We start from the raw sequence: 24,258 nt of genomic DNA, 5'->3' as shown, positions 1-24,258 counted from the left end.
TCAGCAAGCCCGTCAATCCCCTGCACGCGACTTGTTGACTCCGCGTCTACGTGTGAGCCTGCGGGGTATGCCGACCCATGACCTGTACGCGAACGATCCGGGAGACTCCCCCTGGCAGGTGCCCGCGAGCGGCGCGGCCCGGTTCAGCTGGGAGTACGACGAGGGCCGCGACCGGCTGCTCGCCCTGTACCAGAAGGGCAAGGACAAGCAGTGGGACGGGCAGCAGCGCATCGACTGGGACCTGGAGGTCGACCCGTACGACGCGCTCGGCACGCCCGAGGAGTCCATGACCCTGTACGGGACGCCGTACTGGGACAAGATGTCCGCGCGGGACAAGGGCGAGCTGCGCCGGCACTTCGCCTCCTGGCAGTTCAGCCAGTTCCTGCACGGCGAGCAGGGCGCCATGATCTGCGCGGCGCGGATCGTGGAGTCGGTGCCCGACCTGGACGCCAAGTTCTACTCCGCGACCCAGACCATGGACGAGGCCCGGCACGCCGAGATCTACGGCCGCTTCCTGCACGAGAAGATCGGCCTCGTCTACCCCATCAACGACAATCTGCAGTCACTGCTCGGGGACACCCTGCGCGACAGCCGCTGGGACATGCCCTACCTGGGCATGCAGGTGCTCATCGAGGGCCTGGCCCTGGCCGCCTTCGGGATGATCCGGGACACCACCGACAAGCCGCTGCCCAAGCAGATCCTGACCTACGTCATGCAGGACGAGGCCCGGCACGTCGCCTTCGGCCGGCTGGCCCTGAGGGACTACTACAAGCAGCTCACCGACGCCGAACTGCGCGAGCGCGAGGAGTTCGTCATCGAGGGCTGCTATCTGATGCGCGACCGGCTCCGGGGTGTGGAGGTGCTGGAGAACTTCGGCATCCCGAGGGCCGAGGCGGAGGAGCTGAGCGAGCGCTCCCCGTTCCTCCAGCTGTTCCGCAAGCTGCTGTTCAGCCGCATCGTGCCCTGCGTCAAGGACATCGGCCTGTGGGGCGAGCGGCTCCAGCGGGCCTATGTGGACATGGGGGTCTTCGAACTGGGCGACGCCAGCCTGGACCTGCTCATGGCCCAGGACGAGGAACTGGCCGAGCGGCTGGACGCGGAACGCTTCGCGGTGGAGGAGCGGGAGCGGGTGGCGGAGGTGGAGGAGGCCATCGAGGCGGGGGCGGCCGAGGACTGAGGGCTGGAGCTGAGGGGTGGGGCCGAGGACTGAGGAGGTGGCCGGGCCGGTGTACGGCCGGTGCGGTGACCGGGCGTTCCCCCGGGTGCAGTAGCGTGCTGGCGTGTCCATGCCTCCGCCACCGCAGCAGCCGCAGCCGCCGTACGGCCAGCAGCCTCCCTATGGCCAGCAGTCGCCCTACGGCCCGCCGGCGCAGGCTGCCCCCGGCCCGTACGGAGCCCCCGGCCCGTACGGCTCGCCGTACCCGCAGGGCCAGCCGTACCCGCCGCATCCCTACCCGCAGGCGCAGCCCTACCCGGCCTGGGGCGCGCCGCCCATGGCCATGCCGCCGAAGAAGCGCCGGGTCGGGCTGGTGCTCGGGATCGTGGGCGGTGTCGTCACGCTGGTCGTCGTGGGGCTCGTGCTGCTCGGGGCGGCGGCCGGCAGCGGCTTCCCCGAGGCGAAGAACAAGCTCACCCTGCCCGGGACGCTGCTCGACGGTAAGTACAAGCTCGCCCGGGACCTCTCCGACTCCGAGGGCAAGAAGATCGAGAACGAGGCCGACGGCGCCTGGAACGCCAAGGACACCCACGGCGTCGTCGGCACCTACGCCCTGGGCGGCGACGCGGCCAAGGGCAGCCTGGTGGTGTCGGGCATGTACGGCCGGTTCAAGGACACCGACGGGGCCCGCCGGAACATGATGAAGGGCGCCGCCGAGGGCGGCACCAGCCCCAGACTGGCGGTACCCCCCAAGGACTTCGACCTGGCGGTGACGGTCACCTGCGAGGTGGTGACGCAGGAGCAGATGGGCACGAAGATCACCATGCCCACGTGCGCCTGGGTCGATGGCAACACGGGCGCCGCGGTGGGCTTCCTGGACACGCCGCTCGCCTCGCAGAACCCGGCGGACGTCGATCTGGCGGCACTGGCCAAGCAGACCCTGCAGATCCGCACCGAGGCGGTCCAGCCGATCGGCTGACCCGCCTCACCGGGCCAGCACCGCCCGCATCACGTCCCGCGCGATCGGGGCCGCGTCCCCGCCGCCGCTGATCTCGCCCCGGTCCGCCGAGGCGTCCTCCACCACCACCGCGACCGCGACCTGCGGCTCCAGGGCGTTCTCGGCCTGCGCCCAGGAGACGAACCAGGCGTACGGCACACCGGAGTTGCCGACCCCGTGCTGCGCCGTGCCGGTCTTGCCGCCCACGAGGGCACCGGGGATGGCCGCCCGGGTGCCGGTGCCCTCCCGGACCACGTCCGCCATCAGCTCCTTCAGCCGCACGGCGGTCGACGGGTTCATCACCTGCCGCACCGGATGCAGCCCGCTCCCGGCGACCGTCTCACCGGTGTGCCGGGTGGTCCGCTCCACCAGGTAGGGGGAGCGCAGCAGCCCCCCGTTGGCGACGGCCGCCGCGACCATCGCCATCTGCAACGGCGTGGCCCGCGTGTTGTACTGCCCGATCGACGACAGCGCCAGCTGCGCCCGGTCCACGCGCGGGTCGAAGGTGCTGGGCGCGACGCCGAAGGGGATGCGCACCCCGGTGTCGTTGAACCCGAACGCCTGCGCCATGCCCACCATGCCCGGCACCCCGACGTCCACGCCGAGCTTGGCGAACACCGTGTTGCAGGACCACTCGAAGGCCATGCGCAGCGAGGCGTCGTAGCAGCCGTCGGACTCGTTGGTCAGCCGGGTCGTGGTGCCCGGCAGCCGGTACGGATCGGGGGAGTCGGTGGGCTCGTCCAGGTCCGTGACCACGCCCGCGTCCAGCGCCGCCGCCGCCGTGACCACCTTGAACGTCGAACCGGGCGGATAGGTCTGCCGCACCGCCCGGTTGAGCATCGGCTTCTCCGGGTCGTGGTTGAGCCGCTCCCACGCCGAGGACACCGCCTCCCCGTTGCCGGACAGCTGCCCGGGGTCGTACGAGGGGCTCGACACCAGCGCCAGGATGCGGCCGGTGGCGGGCTCGATCGCGGCGACCGCGCCCTTGCGTCCGGCCAGCCCCCGGAACGCCGCCTCCTGCGCGCTGCGGTTCAGGGTCGTCACGACGTTCCCGCCCGGAGCGAGCCGGCCCGTCACGTCGTTCCACAGCGGCAGCGGCGACAGCATCGGATCGCTGCCGGAGAGCACCCCGTCCCCGGCGTGCTCCAGGAACGTGGTGCCGTACGTCTGCGAGGCGAAGCCGGTGACCGGGGCATACAACGGGCCGTCGCGGTAGCTGCGTTCGAAGCGCAGCGGCTCGCCGGTGTCGGTGGACCCGGTGACCGGCTCGTCGCCGACCAGGATGTCGCCGCGCGGCTGGCCGTAACGGGCGATCGTGGCGCGGCGGTTGGCGGGATTGGCGTCGTAGAGCCGGGACTGCACCACCTGCACCCGGGCGGCGTTGACCAGCAGGGCGGCCAGCAGCAGGGCGCAGAACGCGCAGGCGTGCCGGATGTACCGGGCCATGGGCCGCCCGCCCTCGGGAAAGCCGTGGTCGCTCATGGGGCCTCCCGCCCGTCGTACTGGCTGCGTGCCGAGTCGCTCACCTGGATCAGCAGCGCCACGATCGCCCAGTTGGTGACCACGGAGGAGCCGCCCTGGGCGAGGAACGGCATGGCCATGCCGGTCAGCGGGATCAGCCCGGTGACCCCGCCCGCGATCACGAACACCTGCAGCGCCAGGAGCGAGGCGAGCCCGACGGCGAGGAGCCGGCCGAACGGCTCGCGCAGGGCGAGGCCCGCCCGGTAGCCGCGCTCCACCAGCAGTGCGTACAGCAGGACGATCGCCGCGAGGCCGGCGAGGCCCAGCTCCTCGCCCGCCGTGGCCAGGATGAAGTCCGACTTCACGGCGAAGCCGATCAGCACGGAGTGCCCGCGCCCGAGCCCGGTGCCGAGCACCCCGCCCGCCGCGAACGAGAACAGCGACTGGGCGAGCTGGTTGGGCCCCCGGCCGGCATCGATGGTCGCGAACGGATGCAGCCAGTCCTCGATCCGCTGGTTCACATGCGGCTCCAGCCGTCCGACGGCGACCGCCCCGAGGACGGCGAGCGACAGGCCGACCAGGATCCACCCCGTCCGGCCGGTGGCGACGTACAGCAGCACCACGAACAGCCCGAAGAACAGCAGCGAGGTGCCCAGATCCCGCTCCAGGACCAGCACGCCGACGCTCAGCAGCCAGATCGTCACGATGGGCCCGAGCACCCGCCAGGTCGGGAACTGCAGCCGCCACAGCCTGCGGCCCGTGTACGCGAGCGCGTTGCGGTTGGCGGCCAGGTACGCGGCGAAGAACACCGCGAGCAGCACCTTGGCGAACTCGCCGGGCTGGATGGAGAACCCGGCGACCCGGATCCAGATGCGGGCGCCGTTGACGGCCGGGAAGAGGATCGGCACCGCGAGCAGGACGAGCGCGGCGGCCACGCACACGTACGCGTACCGCTGGAGCACCCGGTGGTCGCGCAGCAGCAGGACGACGACGATGAACAGCGCGACCCCGAGCGTGGACCACACCAGCTGGGCGGGGGCCGCCCGGTTGTTCGGTGTCTCCAGGTCCAGCCGGTAGATCAGGACCAGGCCGAGCCCGTTGAGCAGCACCCCGATCGGCAGGAGCAGCGGGTCGGCGTACGGCGCCCGCAGGCGTACGGCGAGATGGGCCCACAGGGCGAGCACCCCGAGCCCCGCGCCGTAACCGGCGGCGCCGGGCGGGACGGTACCGGTCCGCGCGATCCCCACCGCGCAGTACCCGTACACGGACAGCAGGACGGCCAGCACGATCAGGGTGAGTTCGATGCCACGGCGCCGGGGGAGGCGTACTACGGCTGCGGGAGCCTGCGCCGCCGCCACGGTGGTTCCGGCCTTGGTCATGCCCGGAACCTACCCAAATGGGTCGTCCTGTGGGCTGTGGGCGCGCCCCGGACGGGGTCGAGGCTGTGCCGCAGGTGCGGCTGCGCCGAGCGCTACTGCCCCTCGGTCGGCCGAGCGCTACTGTTCCTCGGTCATGGGCAGGATCAGCGTGGCGACCGCGCCCCCGTCCACCGCGTTGGCGAACGTCAGCCGGGCGCCGAGCACCTCCGCCTGCCCCAGCGCGATGGTCAGCCCCAGCCCGTGCCCGGTGGCCCCGCCCTCCGTGCGGAACCGCTGCGGACCGTGCGCCACGAGATAGCGCGGATACCCCTCCCCGTGGTCCCGCACGGTCACCACGGCCCCGTCCACGGTGAGCACGACCGGCTCCCGCCCGTGCTTGTGCGCGTTGGCCACCAGGTTCCCCAGCACCCGCTCCAGCCGCCGCCGGTCGGTCTCCACGCGCGCGCCCCGGACGATCCGGACCTCCGTGTCGGTGCCCGAGGCCCGCACCACCCGCCGGGCCAGCGCCCCCAGCTCCTCGGTGCCCACGTCCAGTTTCTCCCGGCCGGTGTCCAGCCGGGAGATCTCCAGCAGGTCCTCGGTGAGCGTGCGCAGCGCCGCCACCCGGTCCCGCACCAGCTCCGTGGGCCGGCCCGGCGGCAGCAGCTCCGCCGCCGCGTGCAGCCCGGTCAGCGGGGTGCGCAGCTCGTGCGCCACGTCCGCGGTGAACCGCTGCTCGCTCAGCAGCTTGCTCTGCAGCGTGGAGGCCATGGTGTCCAGGGCCGCCGCGACCGCGGCCACCTCGTCCTGCGGCCGGGACGGGTCCTTGGTCAGCGGGTCGTCCACGCGCGCGTCCAGGTCGCCCGTGCTGATCCGCCGGGCCACGCGCGCGGTGGCGTGCAGTCGCCGGGTCACCCGGGTCACCGCGAACACCCCGACCAGCACCGTCACCCCGATCGCGAGTCCCGAGGACCACAGGATCGAGTTGTCGAGCCCGGCGATGGTGCGGGCCTGCTGTGAGTAGTCGACCTCCACGGCCAGCGCCCGGTGCCCGGCCACCGGGCCCGCCGCCCACATGGTCGGGCGCCCCTGGTGCTGGGAGACCATCGTGCCGCGCAGCCCGGACGCCGCCAGCGACCGCAGCGACCCGGGCAGTCCCTCGGGGTCCACCCCGGCGCCCGGCAGCAGCGTGTCCCCGGCCTCGTACGCCTGGGTGGCGTCCGTGAGGCGGGACAGGGCCTGGCCGCGGGCCTGGCCGACGGTCTGGTTGGTCACCGAGACATGCACCAGCACACCCAGCAGCGCCGCCAGCGCACAGCACATCACCGTGATGAACACGGCCGCCTTCACGGCGAGCGGTCCGGCCCACCGGGGCAGAGCGGGCTTCACGGGGTGCTCACCGAGGCAGTGTCCGAAGGGGAGGAGTACGCGGACCCGGACGCAGACGCGGACGCGGACGAGGAGGCGGACGGGGCCGGGGTGGCGGACCGGGTCGGCTTGGTGGGCTTGCGGCCCTCACCGGTGTGCAGGTACTCGTCCCGGGAGAACACCATCGCGCGCTGGCCCGGGTCCCACACCCAGGTCGTGCGGTACTCGTAGCCCGAGATGTCGGCCGGCGAGCGCTCGATCAGCGACCGGCCGGCCAGCTCCACGCCGAGGATCGCGTCGTTGTCGGCCAGCACCTGCACCAGCTTGTGCTTCTCGACGGTGTAGACCCGCACCGCCGTCTGGTTGGTCGGCAGGAGCCGGAAGCCGAGCGTCAGGTCGTCCTGGCCGTCGCCCGTGAGGTCCCGGTAGTACGGCGGGAGCAGCGGGCAGCGCGCCTTGTCGCCGCCGGCCCGGCAGTCCTTCAGCCGGTCCACTGTCGCGTGGTACGCCCCCTTCGAGCCGTAGTCGTCCGGCTCCGCCTTGATCTCCGCCTCGACCACGTCCACCGGATCCACCTTGTGGATGTCGTCACCGGGGACCGTGACGCCCTTGACCACCGACCTGGTGGACACGTCGTAGGGGTAGGCGGGGCTGGACGCCGGACGCAGGTCGGGCCAGAGCTTGGCGGGGCTGACCGCGGTCGGCGTCGGCCCGGCGGCCAGCAGCGCGCCCCGGTCCCCGCAGGCCGCGGCCGTCACCGACAGCAGGGCGACGAGGACCGCGGTGAGGGCGGTGCGCGCGGGACGGCGGGCTGGCACGGTACTCCTGGGGTGTCGGTGCCGGACGGGACCCCGTACACCTTATTCGTAGTTTTGTAGCTAAGTCCTTTTTGCGCTCCGGTGGCGGCGCTGGGAGAGAGGCTACTCGGCCAGTTCCTCCAGCAGTCGCACGGTCGGCAGTCCCGCGCGCAGGTACTCCACGAACAGCTCGTTGTGCAGCGCCCAGGCCGAGCGCCGGGCCCGGATCAGCTGGATCACCTCGTCGGGCGAGGAGTGGCCGCGCTGGGCCAGCGCATGCGCGACGACCAGGCCCGAGCGGTTGTACCCGTGGTAACAGCGCACGAGCACCTGCAGCCCGGCGTCCAGCGCCTCGTTCGCCGCCGAGGCGAGCCGCATCACCCCGGCGAGCTGCGTCCCGTCCAGCGGGCCGTCGGGAATCGGCCACACGTGGTGCTCGATGCCCGGATCGGGGCCGTACCCCGGCATCCGCAACAGCGACTGCACCACGTCGAACTGGTCCCGTACGACCACGGGCTCCACCCGCCCCGAACGGCCCCGGACCTCGTACCCGCCCATCCACAGGCCCGGCACGATCTCGCTCCACGGACGCTCCGGAGCCGGTACGGGCTGCTTTCCGTGGGTCCCCAACAGCGCCTCCCCAACTCCCCCTCGCAGGGCCGTCCTCCAAGGTAACCGGTCTTGCCCCGGGAGCACCCCGCCTGTTCCCATGGTCGAGGGGTGATGGCGCATGAACGCACTGCGCGTGGTGCCGGCCTATCGGCACGGCCGGGAACGGCTGTACGTCTGCCGCCCGGACGGCAGCAACGTCGCCTGGTACGACCGGGAGGCGGGCCGGGTCAACCTGCTCGGCGAGGACAGCAGGGACGTGGTACTCCAAGCCCTGAAGCCCTTTCTCACCGGCCCGGTGACCGTCGGCCCGCCCCCGGTCCCGACCCCTGCGGAACTGGCCCGGCTGACCCTGCACCCGGACGACGACCTCGCGCCCAACCGCCCCGGCGAGGCCCTGCTCGTCGCCCTCGACCGCGACCCGGGCCCCGCCCACCGGCTGCGCCCCGATCCACGCCGCCGCGCCCTGGCCGCCGAGCAGACCGTCGGCGAGGCCCTGGACGGCCTGGAGGGAGCCGGCTGGCACACCCTGCACTCCGTCCCGCTGCCCGGCGGCGACCGCATCCACCACCTGCTGCTCGGCCCCGGCGGCGTGTTCGCCGTACACGCCCTGTACGCCCGCAAGGCCCGGATCCTGGTCGCCGACCCCATGGTCACCGTCGGCCGCCGAGAGGCCGAGCCGCTGCTGCGCCGGCTGCGCGCGGACGCCGACCGGGCCTCCTACGCCCTGACCGCCGAGGTGCGCCCGGTACTGGCCCTGGCGGGCCCGGCCGCGGTCACCGTGACCGCCCCGCCGCGCGCGGTCCGCATCCTGCAGGACACCGAGCTGGCGGGCCTGGCCCGCTCGGGCGGGGTGCTCAAGCCGGCGGACGTGGAGGCCCTGCACGGGATGGCCCGGGACCGGAACACCTGGGGGAGGGTGTAGCTCAGGGGAGGGTGTAGCTCAGGGGAGGCGCGCCGCCGTTGCCGGGTCCAGCAAAGGTGCCATCAGATCCCCGAGGTCCCGCAGCCGTGGAGCGATGTCCCGCGCCTGGAACTCCAGCTGCGCCGGACTGCGGCAGGCCTCGACCTCCTCCCAGGTGACCGGGGCGGACACCAGCGGCGCCGTACGGGCGCGCAGCGTGTAGGGCGCGGCCGTGGTCTTGCGCGCGGCGTTCTGGCTCCAGTCGACGAACACCTTCCCCGGCCTCAGGCTCTTCGTCATCCGGTGCACCACCAGCCGGGGCAGCGCCCGCTCGGCCTCGACGGCGAGCCCTTTGGCGTACTCGCTGGTCCGCTCGCAGGACGAGCCCCGTACGGAGGCCAGCAGATGCAGCCCCTTCGACCCGGCCGTCTTCGGGTACGCCTCGATCCCGTCCGCCGCGAGCCGTCCGCGCAGCCACAGGGCCACCTCGCAGCAGTGGACGAGATGCGCGGGCGCCCCCGGATCGAGATCGAACACCAGCCGGTCCGCCTGATCCGGTGCCTGCACCAGCCACTGGTGCGTATGGAACTCGGTGACGAGGTTCGCCGCCCAGACGAGGCTGGGCAGATCCTGTACGACGACCATCCGGGCCGGCCCCTCCGAGCGGGGCACCTCGGCGGTGGTGACCCAGTCGGGCGTACCCGGCGGCACGTTCTTGGTGAAGAACTGCTGCCCCTTCGGGCCGTCCGGATAGCGCAGGAAGGACACGGCCCGGTCGCGCAGGTGCGGCAGCAGTGCGTCGGCGCTGGTCGCGTAGTAGTGCACCAGCTCCGCCTTGGTGAAGCCGGTCTCCGGATACAGCACCTTCTCCAGGTTGCTGAGCGCGACCCGCCGCCCCGCCACCTCTGTGATAGGCGTCATAAGATGACAATCCCAGAAAATGCGCCAAAACCGGCGGAATAAGGCAATGCCGTCCGGCAGCGTCATGGGCAGGGTTGCCCGGCGCCGTCGTGGGCAGCGCCGTCCGGCGACGTCATGGGCGGCGTCTCGGCAGAGGAAGGGTGCGGCACGTGCGGTCGATATGGAACGGCGCCATCTCGTTCGGGCTCGTCAGCATCCCGATCAAGCTGGTCAACGCCACGGAGAGCCACGCGATCTCCTTCCGCCAGATCCACACCGAGGACAACGGCCGCATCCGCTACCGCAAGGTGTGCGAGCTGGAGGACCGCGAGGTCAGCCAGGATGAGATCGGCAAGGGGTACGAGGACGCGGACGGCACGATCATCCCGATCACCGACGAGGACCTCTCCCACCTGCCGATCCCGACCGCCCGCACCATCGAGATCGTGGCCTTCGTACCGGGCGACCGGATCGACCCGCTCCAGCTGGACGCGGCGTACTACCTCGCGGCCGGCGGGGCGCCCGCGGCCAAGCCGTACGTCCTCCTGCGCGAGGCCCTGAAGCGCAGCAACAAGGTGGCCATCGCGAAGTACGCGCTGCGCGGCCGCGAACGCCTCGGCATGCTGCGGGTCGTCGGCGACGCCATCGCCATGCACGGCCTGCTCTGGCCGGACGAGGTGCGCGCCCCCGAGGGCGTCGCCCCGGACACCGAGGTCAGCGTCCGCGCCAAGGAACTCGACCTCGCCGACGCCCTGATGGACACCCTCGGCGAGGTCGACCTCGCGGATCTGCACGACGAGTACCGGCACGCGCTCGAGGAGGTCATCGCCGCGAAGGCCTCCGGCGAGATCCCGCCCGAAGCCCCGGCCCCGGCCGCCGGCGGCAAGGTCCTCGACCTCATGGCGGCCCTGGAGAGCAGCGTGCGGGCGGCCCGGGAGTCGCGCGGGGAGGCACCGCCCTCCGGGACGGAGGCCGAGGTCCGACGGCTGCCCCGGAAGACGGCCGCCGCCGCGAAGAAGACGGCCGGCGCGAAGAAGACGACGGCGGCCAAGAAGCCGGCGACGGCCAAGTCGGCGACGAAGAAGGCAACGCAGGGGACGCCCCGGAAAGCGGCACAGAAGACGGCACAGAAGACGGCACAGAAGACGGCACAGAAGACGGCACAGAAGACGGCACAGAAGACGGCACAGAAGACGGCACAGAAGACGGCACAAAAGGTGACGCAGAAGGCGGCACAGAAGACGACGCAGAAGAAGGCCGCGCCCCGCAAGCGGTCGGCGTGAGGGTGTGAGGGTGCGAGGTCTTCCGGGCCGGGAGCGGCCGGGGCGGCTGACACATGGGTGGAGCGACCGGTGGCGGGGCGGCGAGGCGGCGAGCGTCAACGTAGCGATCACGGTCCCCTGAGGGGGCGATACGTTAGGGTGACGCGGTGAACCGTGAGCTTCCTGTGATCAGTCTGTTCTCCGGGGCCGGTGGCCTCGACTGCGCCATCGAGAGCTGTGCTGAACCACCGCTGGTCCAGGACGGTTCCGGGTCTCCGCTGCGCGTCGCTGTCGCCACGGACCACGACCAGACGGCCTTGGCCACGCTGTCGGCCAACTTCCCGCACACCAAGACGTTGTGCGGGGACATCCAGACGATTCCGACCGCAGAGCTGCTGGAAGCCGGCGGCCTGCAGCCCGGCGATCCGGCCCTGGTCATCGGTGGCCCTCCCTGTACGCCGTTCAGCAAGTCCGGCTTCTGGATCGAGGAGAAGCGCAACAGCGCCGATCCCAATGCCTCGCTCCTCGACGAGTACGTCCGTGTGGTCCGTGAGAGCAGGCCCGAAGCCTTCATCCTGGAGAACGTGCAGGGCCTGACGTACAAGACCCATCAAGCCCAGTTCGACCGGCTCATCGCGGGTCTCAGGGACGCAGGTTACAACCCGGCCTTCCGTGTGCTCCTCGCGGCCGAGTACGGAGTTCCGCAGCTCCGCAGGCGAGTGTTCGTCGTGGGCCGACGTGACGGTAAGCCCTTCCGTTTCCCGGAGACCACACACTCTGGTGAGTCGGAGCGGGACCGGGTCGTCGATCACACCAAGATTCCCTTTACGAGCCTGCGTGAGGCGCTTGCCGGACTCCCCGACGTTCCTGAGGCGGGAGAGATCGTCGAGGGAACCTACGCCGAACTTGCCGCGGAAGTTCCTCCCGGGCAGAACTACCTGTGGCACACCGACCGGTACGGCGGCCGCAACGAGTTCAAATGGCGCAGCCGCTACTGGACCTTCCTGCTGAAGGCGGATCCGGATCGCCCTTCCACGACGCTGCAGGCCCAGCCGGGGCCATGGGTCGGGCCATTCCACTGGGAGAACGTGAAGAACGCGAGCGGGGAAGAGCGGGCCCGCCGGTTCCGCGTCGCCGAGATGAAGCGAATCATGACGTTCCCCGACGAGTTCGTCTTCACCGGCGGAAAACGGGAAGTGCAGCGCCAGATCGGCAACGCGGTTCCAGTGGAGCTGGGGAAGGTCGTTGTCCGGGCCCTGATGGAACAGCTCGGCCACCTCAATCGTGACGGCGCCAATATTCCTAACCAGGTCGGCCATGAACAGCTTGAATTGATCTAGAGCTACGTGGGGGGACAGTGGGCATAACAATTAAAAAGAGCGAAGCCGAGAAGGTTCTGCGGGCGGCATACGAGGCGGCCAGCGAGGGCGACTGCTTTCTCGACGACTGGAAGTTCCTTGCCACCTCACTGCGCGAGGCGGATGCTCCGAGGACTTACACGGCCGCACTTGTGACGGCGTTGCTCGCGCGTGCATGTGACGAGAGCGTGGACCCTCTCTCGATCAAAGAGAAATACGGCGAGCGGGCCTTCTCTCTTCGTACTCTCTGCCATGGTGTAGTGGTCCCGATGTCCGTCGATCTCGGATTTGACCTGGGTGCGACAGGACGGGAACCGATAAACAACCAGCCGTTCTTCCGCTACGACCACTACAGCGAGATAGTCAGGGTTACGACCAAGGCGCGTCCGTACCTGGACCGAGTAAGCAGCGCGCTCGCCAGGGTCGATGAACAGAACTTCTCCACCGAAGATTCATTCCATGCCCTCGTCGCCGTCCTGGCAGTGTGCATCGATGTGGCGAACAAGAAGCGTCGCGTTGCAGTCGGCAGCGCCATCGTCGAGGCGAGCCTGATTGCCGAGACACAGAGATTCGTCGTCAGCGGGCATGACGTTCCGCGCAAGCTCCAGGCTTGCGTCGCGGCCGGCCTCGACATGGCCTACGACGACGTCATCTCCCGCAGAATCAACGACCCTTCCCGCGATCTGCCCGGCGACGTCCAGGTGATCGTGGACGGCTATCCCTTGCTGACCGTGGAAGTGCGGGGCAAGAGTGTGTCGCAGGAGGGACTTGAGCAGTTCGTTCGCAGCGCAACGGACGCCGGCTTCCGTCGGGTGGCGCTCATGGTCGATGCGGCGTCGCACGTATCGCTCACGTCATTCGGCGAGCCGACAAGCGAGCTTGAGTGGAAGTACGAGTGCATCGTCAAGGTGAACGAGAGCGTGTCGAGCTTCCTGCGTGACGTATTCGTGTGGTCGCCTCTCGACACCGACTCCATCTTGTCGGCCTTTCCTGAGGCGATGTACCGGCGGATGATCGAGATCGAGGTACGGGACTCCGAGATGGAGCGCTGGACCCAGCTCTTTCCCGAAGACGCGTGACGACCGGGGGCTGCCGCGGCAGGCGCGGCAGCTAGTGGGCCGGCATCCAACACCGTCTGCAGTAGTTGCAGTTGGCCTGAGTCGAGCTTGCAGCGAGCCCCGCCGGGGCCCTTGGAGGCCAGGGCCTGCCGACCGCCCGAGGCCAAGGCCCGCCGCCAGCGGTTCGCCGACATCCGGGTCACCCTGAACCGCCGAGCCACCTCCCGGTCACTGGCCCCGGCCTCGATCAAATCGGCGGCCGCGAGCCGGACTTGCTCACGCCGAGCCCGTTCCTCAGCCGTCAAGCCGCCGCCATCGGGATACCTCATCCTCCCGGCATAGCGCGGCCCACGACAGCCGTCACGACGCGCCGTAACCCGGACCGTTAAAGATCTCTAGCTGCGCGTCTGTACGACCTACGGCACTCGGTGCTGTCGAGCTGGCTCAACTCCGGCGTCGACCCGACCGAGGTCGCGGAGCGTGCGGGCAACAGCGTCGAAGTCCTGCTGAGCCGCTACGCGAAGTGCATCGACGGCCGACAAGAAATCGCCAACCGCAAGATCGAGGAGTTGTTGCGCGAGTACGAGTGAGCGAGTTGCCATCAGCACTAGGCCCCTGGACAGTCCAGGGGCCTTCGCCATTGCTGTGACTTGACTTTGCCGTGCCAAATCGATCGGTCTACGGTTGTTTTCGGGATATCCCTGACGTCCGCACCCTCAGTCCATGAGGAGGTCGGACTCAGTGAGCGGCCTCGCTCTGACCGCGGAACGAAGGTCAAATGCCACGGCTTTCCAAGCCAAGGCGTCGTTCGGTAGGCGCAAACGACTGGAGCGAGAGAAGAGATCATGGCAGCGACGAAGAAGATCCTGGTGATCGTCACCAACGTCGGGGAGTACGAGAAAGTCGGCATGCGTACGGGGCTGTGGCTGGGGGAGCTGACTCACTTCTGGGACGTGGCTACTGAGGGTGGTTACACCATGGACATCGCCAGTCCTCAGGGTGGCAAGATCCCGCTGGACCCTGAGAGCCTTTCCCATGAGGTCCTGGCCGAACTCGGCACCGAAAAGCGGTACCGGGACCGAGCGTTCATGGATCTCCTGGAAGACACGCGGAAGATTTCCAACGTGCGTCTCGACGACTACGACGCGATCTACCTCACGGGTGGACACGGAGTGATGTTCGATTTTCCGCAGACCCCTGAACTGGAAGAACTGATGGCGCGGTTCTATGAATCGGGGCGCGTCGTGTCGACGGTCTGCCATGGAGGGACTGGTCTGCTGAATGTCGTCCTCAGCAACGGCGACCCCCTCGTGAAGGGGAAGAAGGTCACGGGCTTCTCCTGGCCCGAAGAGGAACTGGCGAACCGGGCAGACGCCGTCCCCTACAACCTGCAGCAGAGGCTGAAGGAACTCGGGGCCGACTACAGCACGGCAGACAAGCCCTTCGAGTCGTATGTGGTCGAGGACGGCCGGCTGATCACTGGACAGAACCCTGGTAGTGCCAGGGGAGTGGCGCAGGCGGTTCTGAGGCAATTGACCAAGGCCTGAGATCGACTCGGGCGGCCCCTCGGGCCGTGTCGGACGGCAGGTGGCCTCTCTCGTAAGCGGTTGATCCCGAAGGGCCGGCTGCCCTTCACGGCGAGGCACCGAACGCTTTGACACGTCAGGCAGTCCTCCCGTTTGCCTGGGCTGACCAGGGTGAACGCCCCATGATCCTGTCCACGGATAGTCCGCAGGCCCTGTCACACGGCCACGTCCGGCGGCGGACGTCTGCTATACGAGCCGCCGTCCCGGCGCGGGACCCGGCAGTGGTACGCCGGGCGCCCGCGCCTCGGGGACAGGTTGCGGTCAGCCCGCCTTGGCGAGGGCCGGGACGAAGCGGGCCGCGTCGATCGTTCCGACACCGGTCGCCATGTCGTAGCCCTTGACCGCGGTGTAGCCGGTGACTCCCGCGTAGCTGTTGTTCGTGCCGTCCTTCACGTCCACGATCCCGGTGGACGGGTTCGACGAGGACTTCGCGTACAGCGAGTACAGCGCCTTGTGGATGTCCCCCAGCCGGTGCCCGGCGACCTGGTCGGCCAGAGCCACGATTCCTGCGAAGAGCGGGCTGGCCTCGCTGGTGCCGACGTAGACGTCCCAGCCGACCCGCTTCGGGTCGTAGCTGGAGTACACCCATGCGCCGCCCTTCAGGGAGGCGGACATGGAGACGTCCGGCGTGCTGCGGTGATTGCCGGCCACCCCGTTCTGATACGAGGGACGGGCGAAGACGTGGGACTGGCCGCCGCCGCTGGCGCCGTGGTCGTTGTAGACGCTGTCCGGCACGGTGCGGTCGCCCTTGGCGTCCAGGTGGAGCTGGGTGCCGCCGACCGAGACCACCAGGGGGTCGTCGGTCGGCCAGGCGTTGACCCTGTACGGATAGGTTGTCCGGCCGTTCGAGGTGGTGTCGGTGGGTCCGCTGTCGCCGGAAGCGTCGGTGACGGTCACACCGTGCTTGGCCGCGTCCTTGAAGGCGTACCGCAGGTTCTGGATGCTGGAGAAGTCACCCTTGCTGAAGCCGGGGAAGTTGTTCTCCGCCACGCCCCAGCTCTGACTGATCACATCGCCCACGCCGCGGTCGATGAGCGACTTCTCGGCGTCCATGACCTCCCGCAGGCCGGTGGTGCCGTCCCCGATCCGGCCGACCGCGGTCTCCGCCAGGACGATGTGCGCGTCCGGGGCGACGGCATGTGCCATCTCCACGTCGAGGGTGGTCTCCCCGGCCCAGCCGAGCTGGTCCGCGTCGCTGGGGTCGAAGCGCGGGACGTTGCCCCACTTGACCACGTCGACATGGGTGCTCTTGATGCCGAACCGGGCGCTGTAGACATCCAGGTCCTTCTGGATGGTCGGCGAGCCGAACGGATCCACGATCACGATCGTGCGCCCCTTGCCGGTCACTCCTGCCTTGTACAGCGGGTTCAGGTTGTACGCCTGGCGATACTGGATCGCGTTGTAGCAGTCGGACCGCCACTTCGCCCGGCACTGCGCAGTGGTCATCAGGCTGCCGGCCCCGCTGTTCGATTGCTGCCCGGCCGCTGGCACGGGCTTGACTTCCTTCGCCGGCCGCACGGGTGCAGCGGCGGCGACGGAACCAGACAAAAGCGCTGTTATCGCAGCGAAACTGGTGAGGCTGGTGACCCAGGCTGCGGCGACCGCAGTGCGCCGCTGCGCATGAATCCTGCGCATGGATGCTCCTCGTAGTGGACTAGACCACGCTCGGCCCGTTGACCGTCGATCTCACTCCGAGGCCGTCCGTGAGGCAAGGGTTTGCCCCTGTGTGGCTTGTCACTGCTTCATCCGATTCGATCCCCTATGTCCATGCCGACCGCGTCCCGCACGGCCTGGGCAACCCGTCGAGGGCGTGTATGCCGGCCTGGTTGTCGGACGGCTTCAGTCCAGGTGGCGGCGGGACCCTCGCGTGTCGGGTTGTCTCCTGCGCAGTCGCGACTGGTTCGATGCCCGCTGTGTCGGTTTAGCTCGGCTCTGACCGCTTCATGAGATACATCACGGTCTGGCCTCCGAAGGGGGGCGACGCTTGAGCGGGATCGGGTGCCGCTGGAGCCGGACATGGCGCCACGCGCCCACTTGGTGCCGAGCCGAGCGGTTGGTGGCGTCGGAGCCTTCGGAGGGCCGGCCAGACACAGGTGACAGACCGTCGAAGGTGGCTGCTGACCAGGGTGAATGCCGCAAGATCCTGTCCACGTATAGTCCACGGACCCCGTCCTAGGGCCGCTCAGCGCTGCACACGCCTGCACATACGCGAAGACCCCGGCCTCAGCGTTTCCGCTGGTGACGGGGTCTTGGACACCTCATACAAGGTGCCCCCGGCAGGATTCGAACCTGCGCACACGGCTCCGGAGCCCAGGTGAGAGCGGGAGGCCATAGGGGCTCCTGACCTGCGCCGGAAGCCGCGACCGTGCGGGTACCGATCAAGATCATTACGCCCCTATTACGCAGGCGGCCTGTCGGGCGGTCGGTCCGGCCCATATGGTCGAAGCATGATCTCGGGCAGCAGCGGGACACTGGACGGCGGCGGCGCGGAGTTCACGGTGGAGGGTCTGGAGCCCGTCCTCCGGGATGCGTGCGCGAGGGCTGGAATCGACTCCGGCGGCGCCGAACTGCTGCGGCTGGGGTCGAACGCGGTCTACCGACTGACGTCCTTACCCATCATCGTGCGCATCGCGCGTGATCCGTCGGTGCTCGCCGAGATGGAACGGGCCGTGGGCGTGGCTCGGTGGCTTGAGACCGAGGACTTCCCGTCCATGCGCGTGCCGGCGTCGGTCGCGCAGCCGCTCGTCGTCGGCGGACTGGTGGTCACCTTCTGGGAGAGCGTCCAGGATCGCGAGGAGTACGCGACGGTCGGCGAGCTGGCCGACCTCCTACGCCGCTTGCACTGGCTTGAGGAACCCGAATCCCTGGGCCTGCCGTACTTCGACCCGCTGGCCAAGCTGGCGGCGTCTCTCGACGGCCTGGACGGCATCTCGGGGGAGGACCGGACGTTCCTGGACGAGCGAGCGGCGGCCCTCGCCAAGGATTACGACCGCCTGGACTTCGTCCTCCCCTTCGGCCTGATCCACGGTGACGCCAGCATCGGGAACATCCTCCGCCACAGGGACGGGCACGCTGTGCTCATCGACCTGGACGGCTTCGCCCTCGCCCCGCGCGAGTGGGACCTGATCCAGACGGCCATCTTCTACGACCGGTACGGCTGGCACACAAAGGCGGAGTACGCCGAATTCGTGCACCGGTACGGTTTCGACCTGATGAACTGGCCGGGCTACGAAACGCTCGCCGACCTACGTGAGCTGATGATGGTCGCCTGGCTCGGCCACCAGGTCCCGACGAGCGAGCGCTCTGCCGCCGAATTCGCTCGGCGAGTGCGGTCCCTTCGCACGGGGGAGGGCCGAGACGAGTGGGGCCCGTTCTGAGCGCGTGGAGACCTGCGCTCATACACCGACGAGGACGCCAGAGGCCACCCACAGCCTGTGCTCTATGACCTGCTCGGTGAACGCCTGCACGTCCGCACTGTCGCCGGCCGCTGTGAGGTTCTGTCGGAACTCGGCAAGGTAACTGACGCACCGTGCCGACTTGAGTTGCTCGCCCAGGTCAAGAGCATCGAGCGCCACCCGACACGCCTCCTCGACGTCTCCGGCGCGTAGGTGTGCGTCGGACAGAACCATGGTGGCGAAGAAGTCGCTCCGCACGTGGGTACCGCTCATGGCGTTCTCGGCGTAAGCGACGGCCTGTCGGGCACTGTTGACGTCGCGGAAGCAGTGGGCGGCCTCGGCGGCAAGTTCAGCTTCGTCGAAGTAGGTGATCCACTCAGGCTCGTCGTCGCGATTCCGGCTCTCCAGGGCCTTCGTGGCGGCACTCAGGGCGGCCTCGCACCCGGCGACGTCTCCGGTACGGGCAAGGGCGCGGGCCTCCATCGCGTGGAACTGAGCCCGCAATGTCGGCGTGGCCACCGGCGAAATACCCATGAGCGCTGCACGGGCGAGAGTGGCGGCCTCGGTGTACCGACCCAAGAAGGTCGCCTGGTGGCTCATTGCAGACAGGACGCTGCCTGCGAACCTGCGGTCGTTGGCGTCCTGGGCAAGGCGGAGCGCCTGGAGGAAGTACCTCTGGGCGAGCCCGTGGCGGCAGGCGTCGTAAGACATCCAACCGGCAAGGAGCGTGGCTTCCGCCACGCTGGAGAACAGGGCTCGGCCTACCTGCTCGGTGTAGCGGCCTCGCAGAAGCGGGACCACGTCGTTGTTGAGGTACTGGATGACCGAGTGCCGCGCATGTTCTCCACCGAACTGGTCGTCGAGCCGGGCGAACACGTCGGCTGTGGTCTTCACGGCTGTCACGTCGCCAAGACCGACTCGCATTCCGTCGGATCGAGGGCGAGGGATGCCCGGCTCGGGCGCGACCAACCACCGAAGTGACGCCTCGTTCCACGCGGGCTCGGACGGTTCCGCAGTGAGCAGTGGGTCGTACTGGTTGAGGTCTGCCCGCCACAACTGGCTGACCGTCTGAATGGCGTCGTCCGGGCTGGCGGGGTACGCGGCGTCCAATACGGGAGCGTCCTTCAGCTCTCCGTGTTTCAGGCCGAGTTCTGCAGCGCTTGCGGCGAAGGCATCACACAGCAACGGGTCGTAGAAGTCGTCCGGCGTGCTGTGGCCGTTCTCCCAACTCGCGATACGTCGCTTCACACTGGCGTCCGAAGGGAGCTGATGACCGCGCTGAGCTGCTGCCTGGCGCAGCTCTCTCACCAGCCTTGGCTGGCTCCAGCCCCGGCTGATGCGGGCTTCACGTAAGCGGACGCTGGTCGGCTTCATCGAGTCGTGCCCCTTCACTCCCGCGCGCATGCGCCGGTGTGGCAACTCAGCTTGCCTGATCGAATGTACGCGCTGGTGACGGCGCCTTGCAGACAGTAACCGGAGATCGTCTGTCGGAAGGTCGGTGACGGGGGATGACATGACATGCGTGGACGCGTCATCCCCCGTCACCTCTCGTCATCTGCCCTGGTCAGGTACTGAGCACGGAGTCTGGTCCTACTGCGGCATCGGGGCCGCACGGTGGTCCGACTGAGGGTGAGACGACGTGCACAGGATGACCAGGCGGGGCATGGAATGGCTGTCTGCGGCGGCGGACAACCCGGTCGAGTGCCGGCAGGTGTGGGCGGACGATCCGCGGATGCCCGCATTGCTGCCGACTGGCCGCTTCTTCGACGTCTTGAGCGTGGACCAGCGCCTCGGCATGGAGATGTACGACCGGCTCCTGCGCAGTGGAATGCCGTTCGGGCCTACGGCCATCGACCGCAAGGCACAGCGAGTCGGATTCTTCCTCAACTCCCAGAGTCGCGAGTCCTTCACGCACTACCTCGAACGCGAAACCTCGACTCCTCCGACGTACCGGTACCTCGATGAGGGCTCGGCCGTGGTCGTCCCTGGTCCTACTCCGCTGTTCGATGACCGGTACCAATGGCTTCGCCCGCCCACGCGCCGGCCGGAAGCCAATCCGCTACGCCCGGTCGCCCTCGCGACGGCGCTGGTCGCTTCCGCGGAGTTGCTGGCACGGATCGACCGCTTCGACGAGCGGTACCCGACGCCATACGCCGCGGTGGTCGCCCTTCCCGAGGAGACCGACCACTGATGCCGCATGAACCGACCGACGGACACGACGCTGCCACGTGGTCGCCTCTGGACAGCGAGGGGTGGTACGCGGCACGGAACGCGACGACCGCCCTGCGGGACGCCCTGGTGCGGGCCGGTCTGGGGAAGGACTTCCCCTATTTGCGTGCGGACTTGAACGCTTTCGGGCACGGTCTCGTCGAGTTGGGCCGGGTTTCCCCAGACACGGCTGAGCGCCTCGCGGAACTCTTGCGCCTGGCAATGGCCAGCGGATTCCGCCGCGAGCGTGACGGCGACGAGCACGAGCATGCACCGGCCACCAGCGAAGAGGGCAAGGGAAGGATCTAGGACCATGACCGACCGGCGAGGAGTGGTGGCCAAACGAGCGGAGGACCTGGTTCCCGGCGTGGCCTACGTCCGTGGCTGGGCGCGCGCACGACGAAGTGCCGGCACCTTGGCCGATCAACTCATTCTCCTCGGACTGGACTCCGACTTTCCCGGCCTGGTAGCTGACGTGAACGTCTTCGGCGACGGACTGGTGCAGCTCGGCACCGTTCGCCCCGAAGCAGCCGAACTGCTGGCGAGGCTGATCACTGCTGGACTGGACGCGGAGATGGACAGCAAGGCGGATGAAGCGTATCCGAGTAGCCGGCACGAGACGCCTGCGGCCTGAACCGCTCTCGGACCCTTGGTTAGCCGCGAACTGATCGCGCTTCCATAGCCAGTCGGCCTAGCCCCGCGCGACAGCGTTCCCCAGCGCTGCCGTACGGGGCCAATTGCTGTCCCTGCGTCCTCGGTTGGCCTGCTGTTCGGCCGGGACCGGCGCCCCAGCGCCGCAGCCCGGACGAACGGCAGGCCAACGTGTGACGTCAGCTTGGGAAGCTGCGAGCGTTTGGTGCTGGCTTGGGCGCTGAAATGGGTGAACGGTTGTTTCCCGGTGCTTCTGGACTGTGTTGCCTTCACCGTGGTTCCCCGGTGTTCTCCGCTCGATCTGGTGCGCTTGTGGTCCGGCCGAACCGCTTGCTAGGAGTTGATCTCACCTGGGTACGCATACGCCGTAGTCGCTCGACTACGCCTTGGATGGGCTGCTTCGGCGCCGATCCACCCCACATCCAGCCCGCCAAGCGCCTGCTGCTGATGACTGCTCCATGTAGCTGCACGAGTCCCGGCCTATGTGTCAAACTCATAGGCTGAGAGGGAACCGACGTTCAACTGTGACTACAGCGGCTAGACTTGGTCGGTCTGCCGTACGCGGTCGCTGTGTCGGCTGTGGGGGCTTGCGGCGCAGGTCTTCTGCTCCTTCCGTATATACCGGTTCTTCTGAACAGGCACGGACTCACAGGGGGAAAGCGCTATGACCGAGATCATCGTGGCCTTCATCGGCGGTGTGTTCGCGCTGGGCGCCGCCGTCATCACCGCACGGTGGTCACGCTCCCGGACTGCCGACGACCCTACGCCCACCCCATTGCCTGCTAATCCGCAGTCATGTGACGAAATCTCGAACGCTCCACGTCCCTCGACTAGCAATCAGCCAGACGCCGCCGCCATGGGTGGTGCCAGCATTGGGCAGTTCATCGGGACGAACAACGGCAGTGTGTCGCAGACCAACTACCACGACGGCAAGCGGTGAAGCTCTCAACTGACGGATTTGCGGGGTTACTCGGGCTCGCGCAAACCGTGTTGGGCGTTATTCTTGCTGTCCTGGGAATCCTGTTCGGTGTCGACTTGATCGGTGAAGTGTCCCCCGGTGCGTTGCCCGCTGTCGGGCGGTTCCTCAGCCGCCTAGTGCAGCTGTCCTCGGACAGATACCTTGCGGCGTTTATGCGCGATCGGTCGTCGTCTTTGCAGTCATTGGCGTCGCGTTCGTTTTGTGGGTCACGCACAAGTGGCCCACCCTAGTCAAAACGATCGGGCAGGCACTTAACCCGTTTGCTCGCCTCGGTGTGGCAACCGTTTCGGCCGTTGCTGCAGTCTTGGTCGCGCTAATTCTGGCTGGCCCGCTGGGTCAGTCAAGAGCAAAAGGCGGATGCGTATCCTCCTTTCACCTGAGCCTGAACCATGCGCTCTCTCTGGTGAGTAACACGAAGTGCGGGGAGGAGGGAAATGGCCGGGCTTCAAGCCATTGACCAGTATATACAGACCAATAACGGTAGCGTATTTCAGACGATCATCAGAAATGAAGGAATTGACGAGGAGACCAAGCAACAGGTGAGACGTCTTGCGGTCGCCTCACCAGACATGTTGTCTAAGCTCGATACCATGCTGAAGGAATCGGGCGATGTGAAGGCGGCTGCAGCTCTGGTCCGCGATGCGAGTGAGATCCTGACTGGTAGTGCTGCCTCGTCGACTCCATTCACCGACGAGGGTGACGACCCTATGTTCCCCGGCAAAGGCGAACGTGAGCTTCGCAAAGCGATCGCCGCCCCCTTTCTACTGCTTTTCGTAATCGTAGCTTTGGCTCTCTGGTTGTGATTTTCTTCGTACTCCACCGACCCCAGTCACGCTTTGGGATTTCTGCTGCCCCTGGGCGAGAGGCCATCGGCCGGTTGCGAAGGCCACTCACGACCTTGCGCCGGTATTCTGAGGGTCTCCCTCGGTCGTCGGAAGCCTTGTCACGCAGGGTCGGTCCTTCCCTCGTGTGCCGAGGATCGTCCGCTTGCGGAGGCACTCTTGCTGACCTTCACTCTCGACACCAACTGCTTGATCGCGCTGGAGGAGCAGCGGCCTGACGCTCCCGCCGTAGAAGGGCTGGTGGCTCGGCACCGGGCTGGCACTGCGGTGGTACGGGTAGTTGCAACCGCGGCAGCGGAGAACCAGCAGGACGGCACCGTGCTGGATAACTTCGCTGGCTTCCAGGAGCGTCTGGCCAGGATGGGTCTCGCCGATCTAGAGATACTTCGCCCGGTGTGCGTAGTTGATCTCAGCTACCTCGACTGGTGCGTACTTGCTCATGACGAAGCTGAGGCCGAAGGGCGAGAGTTGCATGCGGTGTTGTTCCCGACGGCTGCATTCGACTACAAGGACGCTGTTCCTGAAGAGCTAGACGATCTGTCGCGGGCGCAAGCGGAACGCAAGTGGCGCAATCGGCAGTTGGACGTGCTTGTACTCCAAACTCACATTCTGGCCCGGGGCGACGTATTCGTGACTTCCGACAAGAACTTCAGGAAGCCCAGCAAGCAGGCTCGTCTGACGGCCTTGGGTGCTTCCTTGATCCTTGCGCCTGCGGAGGCGGCGTTCTACGGCGTCTAGTCGCGCGCTCGGCCTTGAGGTGCGCTGCCTCTCAGATGCCACTATGCAGCAGGTATCTGCCAGCATCCGCTGCTGTACGTTGGCGCTGTCACGTAATTTGAGGCGCAGCCATCTGTCAACGTCTGGGACTCCGTTGTGAGCACCGCATTAGGAGTTCGAGCACTGCGTGGCACTGCCGCGGAGTCGCCTGGCCACGCTGGCCGTGCCAGGCCGCCTGGGAGTGCTGGCGTCCGGCGCCGTTGATGTCACTTGTGGATGTCAGAACGGGGCTACCGCGTGCGCTCGCTGACACGATGGTCTCGTGGTTGACCTGGAGCGCATCAAAGCAGACACCGTGGCGTACTTCCGAGCACTCGATGAAGCCGCCACCCAGCGGCACCACTTCCGTCACGCTGATGAGGAGGGCGGCTTGTGGTACATCGAGGCCGTACCCGACCGCGGCGAGTTGGTCGTCATCAAGCAAGCCGAGCTGACTTCGGCCGGCCAACTCCACCGGTACAGCTGGGAGCACCTGGAGGACGAGCACGGCGGCCTGACAGACCAAGCGATCGACCCTGAGGTGGATCCACTGGAGCCCATCCTAGCCGGGGAGTTCCAGCGGATATGGAATCGCTGAGGGCGCTGGACAACC

At 68.2% G+C, this 24,258-nt stretch carries 23 protein-coding genes and 2 pseudogenes; 16 read left to right on the top strand and 9 right to left on the bottom strand.

Translation table 11 applies throughout. The features are described from left to right. Positions 1-67: 67 nt before the first annotated feature. Together A6P39_RS15705 and A6P39_RS15700 are read left to right on the top strand one after the other, a co-directional pair. Entirely contained in the window at positions 68-1,177 is a 1,110-nt protein-coding gene (locus A6P39_RS15705) for a ferritin-like domain-containing protein (RefSeq protein WP_067055709.1), read from the top strand. A gap of 109 nt (positions 1,178-1,286) precedes the next feature. Further along, complete coding sequence (locus A6P39_RS15700) at positions 1,287-2,135, top strand: hypothetical protein (protein WP_331454205.1); 849 nt, start codon at positions 1,287-1,289, stop codon at positions 2,133-2,135. 6 nt (positions 2,136-2,141) lie between these two features. Here A6P39_RS15700 and A6P39_RS15695 read toward each other — a convergent pair whose 3' ends face one another. The 5 genes from A6P39_RS15695 to A6P39_RS15675 all read right to left on the bottom strand — a co-directional run bounded on the left by A6P39_RS15695 (position 2,142) and on the right by A6P39_RS15675 (position 7,767). After that, positions 2,142-3,599, bottom strand: coding sequence for a penicillin-binding transpeptidase domain-containing protein (locus A6P39_RS15695; protein ID WP_275883984.1), 1,458 nt, complete (start codon positions 3,597-3,599; stop codon positions 2,142-2,144). 32 nt (positions 3,600-3,631) lie between these two features. Then, positions 3,632-4,993 (bottom strand): FtsW/RodA/SpoVE family cell cycle protein, encoded by a 1,362-nt coding sequence (locus A6P39_RS15690; protein WP_067052268.1) that lies wholly within the window; start codon positions 4,991-4,993, stop codon positions 3,632-3,634. A gap of 117 nt (positions 4,994-5,110) precedes the next feature. Beyond that, positions 5,111-6,361: a sensor histidine kinase gene (locus A6P39_RS15685; protein WP_275883859.1), complete on the bottom strand. Its 1,251-nt coding sequence runs from the start codon at positions 6,359-6,361 to the stop codon at positions 5,111-5,113. Continuing rightward, entirely contained in the window at positions 6,358-7,158 is an 801-nt protein-coding gene (locus A6P39_RS15680; RefSeq protein ID WP_067054352.1) for a hypothetical protein, read from the bottom strand. The genes A6P39_RS15685 and A6P39_RS15680 overlap by 4 nt, the downstream gene beginning before the upstream one ends. A 102-nt stretch (positions 7,159-7,260) precedes the next feature. Further along, positions 7,261-7,767, bottom strand: a complete 507-nt coding sequence (locus A6P39_RS15675; protein ID WP_234379202.1) for a protein-tyrosine phosphatase family protein — start codon at positions 7,765-7,767, stop codon at positions 7,261-7,263. A gap of 100 nt (positions 7,768-7,867) precedes the next feature. Here A6P39_RS15675 and A6P39_RS15670 point away from each other — a divergent pair, with 100 nt between their 5' ends. Beyond that, positions 7,868-8,671 carry a nuclease-related domain-containing protein gene (locus tag A6P39_RS15670; protein ID WP_067054349.1) on the top strand — a complete coding sequence of 268 codons (804 nt, stop codon included), beginning with the start codon at positions 7,868-7,870 and terminating at the stop codon, positions 8,669-8,671. 18 nt (positions 8,672-8,689) lie between these two features. Here the strand turns inward: A6P39_RS15670 and ligD are convergent, their stop codons facing one another. Then, positions 8,690-9,571 (bottom strand): non-homologous end-joining DNA ligase, encoded by an 882-nt coding sequence (ligD, locus tag A6P39_RS15665; protein WP_067054347.1) that lies wholly within the window; start codon positions 9,569-9,571, stop codon positions 8,690-8,692. 149 nt (positions 9,572-9,720) lie between these two features. On the opposite strand from ligD, the gene ku reads away from it, so the two are divergent. The 3 genes from ku to A6P39_RS15650 all read left to right on the top strand — a co-directional run bounded on the left by ku (position 9,721) and on the right by A6P39_RS15650 (position 13,249). Continuing rightward, positions 9,721-10,833: a non-homologous end joining protein Ku gene (gene ku, locus A6P39_RS15660; RefSeq protein ID WP_067054392.1), complete on the top strand. Its 1,113-nt coding sequence runs from the start codon at positions 9,721-9,723 to the stop codon at positions 10,831-10,833. Between the two features lie 146 nt (positions 10,834-10,979). After that, positions 10,980-12,152, top strand: coding sequence for a DNA cytosine methyltransferase (locus A6P39_RS15655; protein WP_067054346.1), 1,173 nt, complete (start codon positions 10,980-10,982; stop codon positions 12,150-12,152). A gap of 17 nt (positions 12,153-12,169) precedes the next feature. Continuing rightward, a complete protein-coding gene (locus A6P39_RS15650; protein WP_067054345.1) occupies positions 12,170-13,249 on the top strand; it encodes a restriction endonuclease, SacI family in 1,080 nt (359 codons plus the stop codon). A 29-nt stretch (positions 13,250-13,278) separates the two neighbouring features. On the opposite strand, the pseudogene A6P39_RS45510 reads toward A6P39_RS15650, so the two are convergent. Beyond that, positions 13,279-13,557 (bottom strand): annotated as a pseudogene (locus A6P39_RS45510) (helix-turn-helix domain-containing protein); the annotation flags it as partial. Between the two features lie 66 nt (positions 13,558-13,623). Between A6P39_RS45510 and A6P39_RS15640 the strand changes: the two are divergent. Together A6P39_RS15640 and A6P39_RS15635 are read left to right on the top strand one after the other, a co-directional pair. Beyond that, positions 13,624-13,818: pseudogene (locus A6P39_RS15640) on the top strand (tyrosine-type recombinase/integrase); the annotation flags it as partial. 255 nt (positions 13,819-14,073) lie between these two features. Then, positions 14,074-14,775, top strand: coding sequence for a type 1 glutamine amidotransferase domain-containing protein (locus A6P39_RS15635; protein ID WP_067054344.1), 702 nt, complete (start codon positions 14,074-14,076; stop codon positions 14,773-14,775). A gap of 300 nt (positions 14,776-15,075) precedes the next feature. Here the strand turns inward: A6P39_RS15635 and A6P39_RS15630 are convergent, their stop codons facing one another. Continuing rightward, on the bottom strand, positions 15,076-16,449 hold the full coding sequence (locus tag A6P39_RS15630; RefSeq protein ID WP_067054342.1) for a S53 family peptidase: 1,374 nt from the start codon (positions 16,447-16,449) through the stop codon (positions 15,076-15,078). An 812-nt stretch (positions 16,450-17,261) separates the two neighbouring features. On the opposite strand from A6P39_RS15630, the gene A6P39_RS15625 reads away from it, so the two are divergent. Then, entirely contained in the window at positions 17,262-18,191 is a 930-nt protein-coding gene (locus A6P39_RS15625) for a phosphotransferase family protein (RefSeq protein ID WP_067054340.1), read from the top strand. A gap of 18 nt (positions 18,192-18,209) precedes the next feature. On the opposite strand, the gene A6P39_RS15620 is transcribed toward A6P39_RS15625, so the two are convergent. After that, on the bottom strand, positions 18,210-19,457 hold the full coding sequence (locus A6P39_RS15620; protein ID WP_199840995.1) for a hypothetical protein: 1,248 nt from the start codon (positions 19,455-19,457) through the stop codon (positions 18,210-18,212). 415 nt (positions 19,458-19,872) lie between these two features. Here A6P39_RS15620 and A6P39_RS15615 point away from each other — a divergent pair, with 415 nt between their 5' ends. The 7 genes from A6P39_RS15615 (at position 19,873) to A6P39_RS15585 (ending at position 24,243) form a co-directional block, all read left to right on the top strand. Next, positions 19,873-20,400 (top strand): bifunctional DNA primase/polymerase, encoded by a 528-nt coding sequence (locus tag A6P39_RS15615; protein WP_079133744.1) that lies wholly within the window; start codon positions 19,873-19,875, stop codon positions 20,398-20,400. Continuing rightward, on the top strand, positions 20,400-20,726 hold the full coding sequence (locus tag A6P39_RS15610) for a hypothetical protein (protein ID WP_067054338.1): 327 nt from the start codon (positions 20,400-20,402) through the stop codon (positions 20,724-20,726). The genes A6P39_RS15615 and A6P39_RS15610 overlap by 1 nt, the downstream gene beginning before the upstream one ends. Positions 20,727-20,730: 4 nt before the next feature. Further along, positions 20,731-21,051 (top strand): hypothetical protein, encoded by a 321-nt coding sequence (locus tag A6P39_RS15605; protein ID WP_199840989.1) that lies wholly within the window; start codon positions 20,731-20,733, stop codon positions 21,049-21,051. A gap of 681 nt (positions 21,052-21,732) precedes the next feature. Beyond that, the gene (locus tag A6P39_RS15600) at positions 21,733-22,008 is read left to right on the top strand and encodes a hypothetical protein (RefSeq protein ID WP_159396183.1); all 276 of its coding nucleotides are present in this window, start codon (positions 21,733-21,735) and stop codon (positions 22,006-22,008) included. Between the two features lie 473 nt (positions 22,009-22,481). Then, on the top strand, positions 22,482-22,850 hold the full coding sequence (locus A6P39_RS15595; protein WP_067054337.1) for a hypothetical protein: 369 nt from the start codon (positions 22,482-22,484) through the stop codon (positions 22,848-22,850). Positions 22,851-23,048: 198 nt separating this feature from the next. Beyond that, complete coding sequence (locus A6P39_RS15590; protein ID WP_067054336.1) at positions 23,049-23,627, top strand: hypothetical protein; 579 nt, start codon at positions 23,049-23,051, stop codon at positions 23,625-23,627. A gap of 301 nt (positions 23,628-23,928) precedes the next feature. Further along, a complete protein-coding gene (locus A6P39_RS15585; RefSeq protein ID WP_067054334.1) occupies positions 23,929-24,243 on the top strand; it encodes a hypothetical protein in 315 nt (104 codons plus the stop codon). The last annotated feature ends 15 nt before the right edge of the window (positions 24,244-24,258 follow it).

Origin of the sequence: Streptomyces sp. FXJ1.172 (assembly GCF_001636945.3) — a bacterium.
Lineage (GTDB): Bacteria > Actinomycetota > Actinomycetes > Streptomycetales > Streptomycetaceae > Streptomyces.
Note: the sequence above shows the minus strand (reverse complement) of the source record. Positions and strands in the feature narration are given on the sequence as shown.